General features: G+C 60.4%; 14 protein-coding genes and 1 tRNA gene. 9 read left to right on the forward strand and 6 right to left on the reverse strand.

Features of this window, described 5'->3' with window-relative positions:
• Window positions 1–13 precede the first annotated feature (13 nt).
• Both AC13F2_RS16210 and AC13F2_RS16215 read right to left on the reverse strand, forming a co-directional pair.
• Window positions 14–1,177: an acyl-CoA dehydrogenase family protein gene (locus AC13F2_RS16210; RefSeq protein ID WP_482964837.1), complete on the reverse strand. Its 1,164-nt coding sequence runs from the start codon at window positions 1,175–1,177 to the stop codon at window positions 14–16.
• A 44-nt stretch (window positions 1,178–1,221) separates the two neighbouring features.
• On the reverse strand, window positions 1,222–1,983 hold the full coding sequence (locus AC13F2_RS16215) for a crotonase/enoyl-CoA hydratase family protein (protein WP_173830060.1): 762 nt from the start codon (window positions 1,981–1,983) through the stop codon (window positions 1,222–1,224).
• Window positions 1,984–2,098: 115 nt separating this feature from the next.
• On the opposite strand from AC13F2_RS16215, the gene AC13F2_RS16220 reads away from it, so the two are divergent.
• The 6 genes from AC13F2_RS16220 to AC13F2_RS16245 all read left to right on the forward strand — a co-directional run bounded on the left by AC13F2_RS16220 (window position 2,099) and on the right by AC13F2_RS16245 (window position 7,841).
• Window positions 2,099–3,367, forward strand: a complete 1,269-nt coding sequence (locus AC13F2_RS16220; RefSeq protein WP_482964836.1) for an acetyl-CoA C-acetyltransferase — start codon at window positions 2,099–2,101, stop codon at window positions 3,365–3,367.
• 57 nt (window positions 3,368–3,424) lie between these two features.
• Window positions 3,425–4,480: a GTPase ObgE gene (obgE, locus tag AC13F2_RS16225; RefSeq protein ID WP_103024267.1), complete on the forward strand. Its 1,056-nt coding sequence runs from the start codon at window positions 3,425–3,427 to the stop codon at window positions 4,478–4,480.
• 75 nt (window positions 4,481–4,555) lie between these two features.
• The gene (gene proB / locus AC13F2_RS16230) at window positions 4,556–5,674 is read left to right on the forward strand and encodes a glutamate 5-kinase (protein WP_482964835.1); all 1,119 of its coding nucleotides are present in this window, start codon (window positions 4,556–4,558) and stop codon (window positions 5,672–5,674) included.
• Window positions 5,671–6,582 (forward strand): NAD-dependent epimerase/dehydratase family protein, encoded by a 912-nt coding sequence (locus AC13F2_RS16235; protein ID WP_482964834.1) that lies wholly within the window; start codon window positions 5,671–5,673, stop codon window positions 6,580–6,582. The genes proB and AC13F2_RS16235 overlap by 4 nt, the downstream gene beginning before the upstream one ends.
• 40 nt (window positions 6,583–6,622) lie before the next feature.
• Window positions 6,623–7,708, forward strand: a complete 1,086-nt coding sequence (locus tag AC13F2_RS16240; RefSeq protein WP_482964833.1) for a 2OG-Fe(II) oxygenase — start codon at window positions 6,623–6,625, stop codon at window positions 7,706–7,708.
• A gap of 57 nt (window positions 7,709–7,765) precedes the next feature.
• A tRNA-Thr gene (locus AC13F2_RS16245) sits at window positions 7,766–7,841 on the forward strand.
• 171 nt (window positions 7,842–8,012) lie between these two features.
• Here AC13F2_RS16245 and AC13F2_RS16250 read toward each other — a convergent pair.
• Window positions 8,013–8,453: an anthrone oxygenase family protein gene (locus AC13F2_RS16250; protein ID WP_482964832.1), complete on the reverse strand. Its 441-nt coding sequence runs from the start codon at window positions 8,451–8,453 to the stop codon at window positions 8,013–8,015.
• A 15-nt stretch (window positions 8,454–8,468) separates the two neighbouring features.
• Here AC13F2_RS16250 and AC13F2_RS16255 point away from each other — a divergent pair, with 15 nt between their 5' ends.
• On the forward strand, window positions 8,469–8,816 hold the full coding sequence (locus AC13F2_RS16255; RefSeq protein ID WP_482964831.1) for a matrixin family metalloprotease: 348 nt from the start codon (window positions 8,469–8,471) through the stop codon (window positions 8,814–8,816).
• A 1-nt stretch (window position 8,817) separates the two neighbouring features.
• Window positions 8,818–9,270, forward strand: a complete 453-nt coding sequence (locus AC13F2_RS16260) for a hypothetical protein (protein ID WP_482964830.1) — start codon at window positions 8,818–8,820, stop codon at window positions 9,268–9,270.
• A gap of 432 nt (window positions 9,271–9,702) precedes the next feature.
• On the opposite strand, the gene AC13F2_RS16265 is transcribed toward AC13F2_RS16260, so the two are convergent.
• Genes AC13F2_RS16265 through AC13F2_RS16275 form a run of 3 tightly spaced genes read right to left on the reverse strand, consistent with a single transcriptional unit; the run spans window position 9,703 to window position 11,246 of the window.
• Complete coding sequence (locus AC13F2_RS16265) at window positions 9,703–10,020, reverse strand: transcriptional regulator (protein ID WP_482964829.1); 318 nt, start codon at window positions 10,018–10,020, stop codon at window positions 9,703–9,705.
• A complete protein-coding gene (locus tag AC13F2_RS16270) occupies window positions 10,017–10,466 on the reverse strand; it encodes a hypothetical protein (RefSeq protein WP_482964828.1) in 450 nt (149 codons plus the stop codon). The genes AC13F2_RS16265 and AC13F2_RS16270 overlap by 4 nt, the downstream gene beginning before the upstream one ends.
• A gap of 15 nt (window positions 10,467–10,481) precedes the next feature.
• Entirely contained in the window at window positions 10,482–11,246 is a 765-nt protein-coding gene (locus tag AC13F2_RS16275) for a CPBP family intramembrane glutamic endopeptidase (protein ID WP_482964827.1), read from the reverse strand.
• 245 nt (window positions 11,247–11,491) lie between these two features.
• Here AC13F2_RS16275 and AC13F2_RS16280 point away from each other — a divergent pair, with 245 nt between their 5' ends.
• Complete coding sequence (locus tag AC13F2_RS16280; protein WP_482964826.1) at window positions 11,492–11,911, forward strand: hypothetical protein; 420 nt, start codon at window positions 11,492–11,494, stop codon at window positions 11,909–11,911.
• The last annotated feature ends 11 nt before the right edge of the window (window positions 11,912–11,922 follow it).

The following is an 11,922-nucleotide window of genomic DNA, read 5'->3' on the forward strand; positions in this document are numbered from 1 at the left end:
GTTCGCGCTGCTGCTACATCGATCGGGCGATGACCATCTTCATAACCTCGTTCGACCCGCCGAAAATCCGCGTGATACGGCTATCGCGATACATGCGAGCGATCGGATAATCGTTTATGAAGCCCGCACCGCCATGGAACTGCAGGCATTTGTCGACCACCTCGCCTTGCAATTCCGTGACCCAGTATTTGGCCATGCACGCAGTCGGCACGTCAAGCTCGCGTTTCAAGTGCTTGGCGATGCAGTCATTGACGAAAATCTTCGCTGCGGTCGCGCGGGCCTTGAGGTCCGCCATGACGAATTGCGTGTTCTGAAAATCCCAAATGGTCTGGCCAAAAGCCTTGCGGTTCTTGACGAAGTCCAAGGTCGTCTCCAGCGCCTTTTCGATGCCGGTCATGGCACCCATCGCGATGATAAGGCGTTCCTGAGGAAGCTCGCCCATCAACTGGTAGAAGCCTTTGCCCTCTTCCCCGCCCAGCACATTTTCCGCCGGTACGAATACATCGTCGAAAAACAGTTCCGACGTATCGGACGCGTCGAGCCCTATCTTGTCGAGCTTCTTGCCGCGCTGGAATCCTTCTGCGCCTTCGGTCTCGAGCAGCATCAGCGAAATGCCCTTGGCCCGTTCATTGGGATCGGTCTTGGCGACGACGATGATGAAGTCCGCGGTCTGGCCGTTGGAGATGTAGGTTTTCGCGCCGTTGATGCGATAGCCGTTCCCATCCTTCAGCGCAGTCGTCGTGACGCTCTGCAGATCGGACCCAACGCCGGGCTCGGTCATGGCTATCGCGCTGACCAGTTCCCCGCTTACCAGCTTTGGCAGATACTTCTTTTTCTGCTCTTCGGTGCCATGGCGCACAAGATAGGGCAGGATCACGGTGTTGTGCAGCGATGCGGCAAAGCCCTCCACTCCGTGCTTCGCCTGCTGGTCGATTACGACCATTTCGTGCCGGAAGTCCCCGCCATGGCCGCCGTATTCCTCGGGCACCGACACACCCAGCAGCCCCGCCTGACCCGCTTCGTTCCAGAATTCGCGTTCGACCTGTCCATCCACGCGCCATTTGAGGACACGTTTTTCAGGGGCATGCTGCTGATAGAACTTGCCGACCGCGTCGGCGAAGATCGAGATTTCCTCGTCCTCCATGAATTCGGGCTGGGGTACATTGATTGCGGGCATCTGTCTGGTCCTCTCCGGATATTGTTATGGCGCGCTGAAGGGTCTTATTTGCCCTTCCAGTTGGGCGCGCGTTTTTCGGCGAAGGCGGCAGCCCCTTCGCGCGCATCTTCCGATACGAATACGGGCGCAATAAGCTGGGTCTGGCGCGTATAGCGCTCATCCATGGGCCAGCCGCGCGACTGCTTGATTACCTGCTTGGACACACGCACGGCCAGCGGCCCGTTGGCGACAATGCTGGCAGCCAGTTCCTTCGCCGCCACAAGTGCCTCGCCGTCGGTTATCCGGTTGATGAGACCAAGCTCATACGCACGGGCCGCATCGATGAAGTCGCCGGTCAGCGCCAATTCCATGGCGATCCGTTCCGGGATCTGGTCGGGCAGCATCATCACCCCGCCCGCTGCAGCTACCAAGCCACGTTTTACTTCGGGAATGCCGAATTTCGCGCCCGCACTGGCCACTACCAGATCGCACGCGATCATCAGTTCCAGCCCGCCTGCCAGAGCATATCCTTCCACGGCAGCGATCAGCGGCTTTTCCGGTGGCTTCTGGACGATGCCGCCGAAGCCGCGTCCCTCGATACTGGGCGATTCCCCGCGCAGGAACCCCTTCAGGTCCATGCCCGAACAGAATGTTCCGCCGGCTCCGGTCAGGATACCCACGCGCAGATTATCGTCGCTGTCGAGCCGGTCCATGGCCGCGGCTATGCCTTCCGCCGCAGCCTTGGTCATGGCGTTTTTTGCCTCGGGACGATTGATGGTGACGACCAGAATGCCGTCCTCCTCGCTCGTCAGGACTTCCTCGGACATCGCGCGCTCTCCCATTGCAAATCGAAACTTGTCTTGCGCCCTTGCTGCGTCACGCTTACGCAAACGTCAACCGGCATTCGCCGCAAGAATCGAAAAGTGGAGAGGAGTTTACGCCATGGCCGAAGCCTACATCATCGATGCCGTCCGGACCCCGCGCGGGATCGGTAAACAGGGCAAGGGATCGCTGGCGCACATGCATCCACAGCACCTTGCAGCCACCTGCCTCAAAGCCATCAAGGATCGCAACGATCTCGACACCTCCACGGTCGATGACGTGATATGGTCGGTCAGCACGCAGGATGGCATGCAGGCGGGCGATCTGGGCCGCATGGCAGCGCTCGACGCCGGATATGACGTGACGTCCTCCGGCACCACGCTCGACCGGTTTTGCGGCGGCGGGATCACCAGTGTGGCGCTCGCTGCGGCACAGGTGATGAGCGGGATGGAAGACTGCGTCGTTGCGGGCGGCACCGAGATGATGAGCCTCACGGCACAGATGTCGAAGGACAAGATGGCCGCTGGCCTCAAGCCGCCGATGATGGGCAGCTATAACGAACGTCTCATGCGGACACATCCGCAAAGCCATCAGGGTGTTTGCGGCGATGCCATCGCTACCATGGAAGGCTTCAGCCGCGAAGAACTGGACAAGGTCGGATATCGCAGCCAGCAGCGCGCCGCCAAGGCTATCGAGGAAGGGCGTTTCGACAAGTCGCTCGTCCCGGTAACCGACGACGATGGCAATGTCGTTCTCGACAAGGAGGAGTTCCCTCGGCCGCAGACCACCATGGAAGGTCTTGGCGAACTGGAACCCGCTTTCACCAAGATCGCCAATGTCCCGCTCGACAAGGCCGGCACCACTTTCTCCGGGCTGATCAACGCCAAATATCCCGACGTCGATATCAAGCACTTCCATCACGCGGGCAACAGTTCAGGCGTAGTCGATGGCGCGGCAGCGGTGCTCGTGGCAAGCAAGGATTATGCGCAAAAGCATGGGCTCAAGCCCCGCGCGCGCATCGTCGCCACCGCCAATATGGGCGACGATCCGACACTCATGCTCAACGCCCCGGTTCCGGCGGCCAAAAAGGTCCTGTCGAAGGCAGGCCTGACGACCGACGACATCGATCTTTACGAAATCAACGAAGCCTTTGCCGTCGTCGCAGCCAAATTCGTTCGCGATCTCGATCTCGATTGGGACAAGGTCAATGTGAACGGCGGCTCCATCGCACTCGGTCACCCGATCGGTGCCACCGGTTCGATCCTCATCGGCACGATGGTCGACGAACTGGAACGCCAGGGCAAACGTTACGGCCTCGTCACAATGTGCGCAGCCGGCGGCATGGCCCCCGCCATCATCGTCGAACGGGTCGACGATTTCGTCGATTGATCCCGGCCTGACATGCGCGCCCTCGCCTATGGCGAAGAAAGCGGCTAGAGGGCGCGCATGCATTTCCTCGACCAAGCCAAGATCTACCTCAAGTCCGGCGGCGGCGGCCCGGGCGCCGTCAGTTTCCGGCGCGAAAAATACGTCGAATACGGCGGCCCCGACGGCGGTAACGGCGGCAAGGGCGGCGACATCGTATTTGTAGCCGTTCAGGGCCTCAACACGCTGATCGACTTTCGCTATTCGCAGCACTTCAAGGCCAAGCGCGGCAATCACGGCCAAGGCAAGGACCGGACCGGCGCTGGGGCGCCGGATTTGGTTATCGAGGTGCCGGTCGGCACGCAGGTCCTGTCGGAAGACAAGGAAGAGGTGCTGGCCGATTTCACCGAAGTGGGCCAGCGGGTCGTGTTTCTCGAAGGTGGCATGGGCGGTCGCGGCAATGCCAGTTACAAGACCAGCACCAATCGCGCCCCGCGCCAGCACCAGCCCGGCATTCCGGGCGAGGAAATGTGGGTGTGGCTGCGGCTGAAGCTGCTCGCCGATGTCGGCCTCCTGGGCCTGCCCAATGCGGGCAAAAGCACTTTCATCAACCAGGTTTCCAACGCCAAGGCCAAGGTCGGGCACTATGCCTTCACCACCTTGGTCCCCAAGCTCGGTGTCGTGACCCACAAGAACCGCGAATTCGTGCTGGCCGACATTCCCGGCCTGATCGAAGGCGCTGCCGATGGTGCTGGCATCGGGGACCGGTTCCTTGGCCATATCGAACGGTGCCGTGTGCTCATCCACCTGATCGACATTTCGGGCGATGATCCGGCAGAAGCCTACAGCACGGTCAATGCCGAACTCGAAGCCTATGGCGGCGGCCTTGCGGACAAGCCGCAGCTCGTGGCGCTGAACAAGCTCGATCTGGCGGATGACGAACTGGGTCAGGGCTTCGCAGAAGAACTGCTGGCCGCCGGCGCGGACAAGGTTTTCACCATTTCCGGCGCTACGGGGGCGGGGATTCCCGAACTGCTCGACGGCGTGCTGGGCTATCTTCCCGACCGTACGTCGACGGAAACCCACGCCGAAGAAGTGGAAGACGAAGACGATACGGCCGAATGGTCGCCTCTCTGAGCGCGAAGTCGTGCTTCGGGCCCGCCAAGCGAAGCCGGCTTCCGCGTGCCGCTACCTTTCCCTAGTGGGTCGACGATGACCATTGCCGCCCTCGCAGACCTGCGCAACGCGCGCCGCCTTGTCATCAAGGTCGGCTCGGCTCTGCTCGTGCAGGATGGAAAGCTGCGCTCGCAGTGGCTGGCAACCCTTGCCGCCGAAATCGCGGATATGCGCCGAAACACCGAAATAATCGTCGTATCTTCGGGCGCGATTGCCCTCGGCGCGGCGAAGCTCGGGCTGGCAAAGGGCGGACGCGGCAGCCTCGCCGATGCACAGGCCTCGGCCTCTGTCGGTCAGGTCGAACTCGCCCGCCTGTGGTCCGATGCGCTGGAAGCGCACACGATCACGGCGGCACAAATGCTCGTGACGCTGGGCGATCTGGAAGACCGCAGACGTTATCTAAACGCTTCGGCTACCCTCGCCCGCCTGCTCGATGCAGGGGCCATCCCCGTCGTCAACGAAAACGACAGCGTCGCCACGGAAGAAATCCGGTTCGGCGATAACGACCGGCTCGCTGCCCGCGTCGCCCAAGCAGCAGGTGCCGATGCCGTCGTGCTGCTGTCCGATGTCGATGGCCTGTTCGATCGCGACCCCTGCGAACCGGATGCCACTCTCGTGCCGCTGGTGGAAGGTGTGACGCCGGAGATCATCGCCATGGCCACGGGCGCATCGACATCCGGCCTCGGCTCCGGCGGAATGACCGCCAAACTGCAGGCGGCACGTATTGCCGAACGGGCTGGCATCGCTCTGGCGATCGTCAACGGAACCCACCCCTCGCCCCTTGCCCGCGCCATCGCCAATGGCACCGGGACGGTCTTCCTGCCGCAATCGAATGCGAGTGCGCGCAAGGCCTGGCTCGGCGGTCGCCTTGCCCCCTCGGGCGTCGTCTCCATCGATAGAGGCTGCATGACGGCCCTCGAAAACGGGGCGAGTGTTCTGGCTGCAGGCATCATCGACATAGAAGGCGAATTCGGACGCGGCGATCTGGTCGCGGTTCACGGTCCGCAAGGCGAACGCCTTGGCCAGGGGCTGATCGAGTACACGTCGGCAGAATGCCGCACGATCATGGGCCTCAGGGAAGAACAGCAAGCAGAGAGGCTTGGCTACGCCCCGCGCGCCGCCGTCATTCACCGCGATCACATGGTGCGAATATGACCGTTTCGCTTACCGGCGCCACCGGCTTTGTCGGACAGGCCGTGCTCGATGTCGCTGCGCAGGTCGAAGAGCCTGTTCGCGCACTTACCCGCCGCCCGCAGGCGGATCGCAAACACGTCGATTGGATTGCAGGCGATCTCTCCAATCCCGCCGCTCTTGCGCGGCTATGCGACGGTACCGATGCGGTCATTCACGTTGCCGGCCTCACCACCACGCCCGATCCCGCCGATTTCGAAGAAGCCAACGTCACCGGAACCGAACGGCTGATCGCCGCCGCGAAACAGAAAAAGGTCCGCCGCTTCATCTTCGTATCCTCCCTTTCCGCCCGCGAGCCCGACCTCTCGGTCTATGGTGCGTCCAAGGCGAAAGCGGAGCGCCTGATCGAAAACAGCGGGCTCGACTGGACGATCGTCCGCCCGCCCGGCGTCTATGGCCCGCGCGATGTCGATTATTTCGAAATGTTCCGCAGCGCGCGCATGGGCTTTGTCCCTCTCCCACCCGGGGGCGCCAGTTCGATCATCCATGTCGACGACCTCGCTCGCTTGCTGCTGACCTTGGTCGATGCCCCGCCCGCCCTCGTACGCCGCCAGATATTCGAACCCGACGACGGGCGCGAAGGGGGCTGGTCGCACAAGGAACTGGCAAAGGCGATCGGCGCTGCCGTGGGTCGCCGCGTCTTCGCCCCGCATCTGCCCCGCGCTGTCCTCGAAACCGCCGCCAGGGCCGACCGCCTGATACGCCGCGACAAGGCCCGCCTGACCGCCGACCGTGTGGGCTACATGACCCACCCCAATTGGGTTGCCCGATCCAGCAGCAAGGTGCCCGAAGCCGTCTGGTCGCCGCGCATCTCGGGCAAGGCAGGCCTCGCATCGACCGCTGCATGGTATCGAAAACACGGCTGGCTCTAGGGCGATTGCAGCCTCGACGCCTGCGCGATAAGCAAGTGAAATGTCTGGCAAACCGATCATGCCTGCCATGGGCGAATATGCCCCGTGGTTCTACGCCAGGGCGCTGGGTGGTGCCGATCGCTTTGCCTTTTCTTCGATCGCCGGCCGCCACGTCCTCATGCTCTTCTGCGGCCACGCCGGTACCCCTGCCGCCCAGCAGGCGCTGGCACTTGTACAAAGCAACCGCACCCTGTTCGACGATAAGACTGCGTGCTTCTTTGGCGTGACGGTCGATCCGTCGGACGAAGCGGACCGCCGCATCGCGCAGAAATTGCCGGGTGTTCGGTACTTCCTCGACTACGATGGCGCAATCAGCGAGGCCTACGGAGCATTATCGAACGATGCTGCCTCCTACGAAGCGCACTGGCTGGTGCTCGACCGAGAACTACGCATTCGATCCCGCTATCGTATCGATGATGGCGAGCGCGCCATTGCAGATCTCCGCACGCGGCTTGCCGCAGTGGAGGAAGGCTGGGCACCGGTCATCGTCGTCCCCGATGTGTTCGAACCTTCGCTGTGCGCCGATTTGATCGCGCTGTATGAAAGCCGCGGCGGCGAACCTTCGGGCTTCATGCGCGATGTCGATGGGAAGACGACCCTCGTGGTTGACGACAGTTTCAAACAGAGACGGGACTGCCTGATCGAAGACCAGACACTGAAAGACCGCCTGTCGGGGCGGATCGCGCGGCGCCTTATCCCCGCGATGGAACGCGCGTTCCAATTCCGCGCCACGCGGATCGAACGCTACCTTGTCGCCTGCTATGAAGCGGGCGCTGGCCACTTCCGCCCTCATCGGGACAATACGACGCACGGCACTGCCCACCGGCGCTTCGCCGTCACGATAAACCTCAATGCAGGCGAATATGACGGCGGCGATCTGCGCTTTCCCGAATTCGGCCAGCGCACCTATCGCGCACCGACGGGCGGCGCGGTCGTGTTCTCCTGTTCGCTACTGCATGAAGCGACGCCGGTGACCAGCGGGCGGCGTTACGCATTCCTGCCTTTCCTCTATGACGAGGCCGCCAGAAAGGTTCGCGACGCCAATCTCGACAAGCTCGCAGCCCATCAAGCGCAAACAGCCGGTTGATGTGTCGCAATGGGGCTGGACTTTTGAAAGCCTTTGCTTGAAAGGCGCTCTCCGGTCGCCGGCTTAGCTCAGTTGGTAGAGCAGTTGATTTGTAATCATCAGGTCAGGGGTTCGACTCCTCTAGCCGGCACCATTTCCCCGCCCTGTGGGGCGTCATCATCAGCGACAGCCCGCCAACGGCCGGTTCCGGCGGTTTCTCAACTATCTCTATCGGCCCTCTTTTTGGGGGTTTCAGGTTTCGGCCAAATTCTCGGCTGACTTGTCGCCAGCAACTGATCCGACGAATATCTGTGCGGATCTGCCGCTACATCGTCGCCATCAAGGCTATCGCGAAAAGCACTGTCGAGGCCAGCCCGAGCAGGCTTCTTATATCGTGAAGGCGCCCCCAGGCCACAAGCTGGGCCCTTGTGTCGGAGCCTGCCTGTTCTGGATGAACGGCCTGAAGTCGTTTGTTCGTCGGCATGATTGCTATGATGGTAAACGGCCAGTTACCAAGAAGTGCGATGCTTCCAGCGATCCACAACCATTGGGTCGATAAATACCAAGCCGCCAATCCGCATACACCGCCGATAATAGCCAAGCCGGACTGTATCGGGAGCGCTTTCGCGTAGCTTGATTGCCACTGCGTGAGTAGCGGTCTGTCGTCCAGCAACAGGCGGGCCGGGTGTTCGACCAGACTGATATAAGCTGCCGCACCGGCAAACAAGGCGGCGGACGCCAGTGCAATGGTATAGAAAAGCGACATTTAGGATTCCTCGGCATGAGCCGGGGAGACGCGAAAAAAAACAGCCAGCGCCTCCCCAAACAAGTTGGGTCAACGCCGCGGCTGAGAAGAACCCTGATGTGGGTGCAGGAGCTACCAACCTGCCACTCTATTTTCGGCTGTCGTATAATGGAGAAAATATCACGACCGCTCAAGCCCAATGTCTGCAAGGGCGTCGTTAACAACCGGTCCGCTTTTGTTGCGCTTGAATTGGGCCACGCTCTTGGCCTTGATCACACTTACACCCAAGCCTGTTCGATGTATTACTATCAAACCTTTGCCGAAGTGCGTAGAACACTTTGTGCCGACGAACGGGCCGCGATACGAGGTATTTATGGGACATAGCTTGCGTACCATGCTCGTTCCCCTGCTCATGGCAACCGTCTTAGCAGGCTGCGAGCAGGCAGATCAGACGATGGTGACCTCTACCCATGAGACCACCGGCACTATCGCCGACTGTTGCGCGCTCGCGGACGGCGACTGGTCAATGAGCCCCGTTGGCCAGACCGGCAACCAAGCGACCTTGTCCTACAAAGGCGAGGAGCGTGGCTTCATGGAGTTGCGCGACGGACGCTACGATTCGGTCTCCGACCGAATAGGCTTCGTCGCAACAACGCTCGACGGACGCGCGGCAGCGATCCAACGCCCTGATGGCAATGGTCAAGCGTTGATGGCCCTTGTCGGGAACGTCAACGAATATCCCGAACATCTCTCAATCCAAATCCGCTGTGAAACGGTCGATTGCCCCGAGTACGAATCCTTGATGGCGGCGCTCATGCTGCCGCCGGTCTCCGATTAGGAATCAAATTGTTACTTAATGCGACTTAGCCATCCTAAATGCGTCGGCTATGATTGAAGCGTTAGGTCAGCTCGCTAGGACGTATTTAGGGGACGCGGCTAATGACGGCTTTTGGAAAAGCCGAAGTCATTGTCGAATGACAGAGTTGGGGTCGATAGCGGAATGTCTGCTCTTAGCCGTAAATCGAGAAGTGCCGTCAATCGGCTATGGCTCTCCCCCAAATAACTGAACCTTCGCAAGTTGGGTGTCTAGCAGAACGCAAGGTTCAGTCGCGGCGGGCACATTCTGCGAAAAAGGAATATTCCGCCCGCCCTCGACAGCAATGTCGAACGAACGGATGCGCCGCACTTGCCGAAAGATTTTGACGAAGCGACGAGTGTGCGCCCTTAACGGCGCGTCATTTCCACACACGTGAAACGCTGTTTTATAACTCTAAGTGGTCGCAATGTCGCTGAACTTTCGGTCCGCAGCCGATATCATTTCCTGCAAGGCTCTGGCATGCTGGCGAAACGCGCGGCGCCCCTCGGCGGTCAGTGCGGCCCAGGTCCGTTGACGGCCATCCCTTGGCACTTTCTTAATCGAAACATACCCCGCTTCCGCCAGAGCCGAGAGATGTTTGGAAAGAACTGAGTCGCTGACTTCAACTATGTCGCGAATGATGGCGAACTCAGCCTCGTTGGCGCGCGCGAGGATTGCGGCGATTTGCAGGCGCGCTGGCGGATTGAGCACATCGTCCAGAACTGCGCTCATACAAGACGCTCGCGGATATCTTTGCGATAAACGCGTTCCCAAACCAGGCTGAGGACGGAGGTACCCGCAAACATAACCGCCAGCGTAACCCAAAACACCGGATCCCGGACCCCGCTTCGCACCTGCGTAAGAACAACAATGAAAGCCGTCAGCGCCAGGACGATGATGGCAGCCACTACCCAACCGGTCCGGCCGCGCTGATATCCACTAACGAACATTCCATAACGCTTTTTGTCGTCCCTAACGATCACGATCGCCAAAACCATTGCCGTGATCATAGCGGCGGCAGCAAACGCTGGTGGAAGCGCTGCTGCAGCGATAATCACGGTCATGAGCATACCGCCAGCCATGTGCCTCCACAGGGGCCAGGTCATGTGATTGGCCAGCCTGTCGTTCGTTGCGTCGAGCGCGGCCAGCGCCGCTTTGGAATCGTTAATCTTGCTCATCCCTTCCGCTCCGCCTCAGTTGCTGACGCTACCACCGGGCGCGCCATCGCGATTGGCCAGGTAATGCGAAATGGCGGGCCTAATGACCAGGCCCATCAAATCAATCAGAACATGCACCACCATCGGCTTGAGAATCGATCCACTCGACAGGTAAAGCCAGAACAGAAACGCACCCACCGCACTTGTTGCCAACACGCCTTTCCACCCTTGATACCAATGCGCCAGCCCGAAGGCCGCTATCGAAATCAGGATGGAAGCAACAACCGATCCGGTGGCCTCCAGCGCCAGTATCGGAAGAGCCACCCGATAGAAGATTTCTTCGCTGATGCCCGCATTAAGTGCCAATGGGAGGCTGGCAGCGATTTCCTTGCGGTTGCGGGGCAGGAGAGCCTCGATGTCGCCGATCACAGGCTGCCGCATCTTCTTCAAACGGTTGCGCCAGATAATTGCCGGAACCGTTAAGCCAAGCGCTATCCCGATTGCCATTCCCAGAAGTGAATCGGACGCGGAGTTTTCCGATTGGCGAGCAACTTCGAACGGTGCGATCAGTTTCGTGAAGTCGGCGGGCAGATCCCAGAGAGCGTCGATCCTGCCGAGCGAAAGCAACAAGCCGAAACCGCCGATTCCGAAAAGGGCCAAGGGGATGAGGGTCCAGCGACGATAAAATCGAATACGATCGATGCTCGCCGTGAGCAGCTTGAATTCTGCGTAGTCGAGAGAATCGCGCCAAGACATCCATGACAGTGCGGCCAATACGGCGACGAGCGCCAAAGCTGCCATACCACTCATCCTCGCACTCCTTTACTTTCCAATATGGAAAATCACTGGCAGCCACTTTCCAATTTGGCAAGTGTAGACTTTCCAATTTGGAAATTCAGTTACTCTCTGCTGCGGTTTGATCAGCCGCGAGAGCGGGCCCATATTTCCTTACGCGGGGCTTTAAGCCTATACCGGCCCTCTCGGGTCGCGACTCGTGAACGGAAACATCCGCCTTCGCCATCGGGTCGCGAACGGAGGATCATTACATGAAATATCTGATTGTGCTCGCCGCAGCGACCGCGCTCGCCGGCTGTTCAAAGCCTGCCGAACAGGAACCTGCCGCGCAAGCTCCCCAAGCTGCTGCAACGCAACCTGCGCAAGTCATGGCCGCCGACGGCCAGCCTGCGCCGGGAACCTACCGTGTCACTACCGAAGGCGGCGATGTCTTCACGGAAGAACTCAAGCCCGACGGCACATACATACAGACCGATGCGAATGGCACCGTGGTCGAGACCGGCCGCTGGGTCCAGAAATCGCCCCAGGACTATTGCTGGACGGTCGACGAACAATATCGCGAGGAAGGCGATATGGGTGCCGAGAAATGCAACACGGAAGCGGTCGGCGCCGATGGCGTCTGGACATCGACCAATGCCGATGGGGAAACGGCGACCGTCGAACGAATGTAACGCCGCGCCCT

The organism is Qipengyuania sp. L-5Y, from assembly GCF_056859455.1.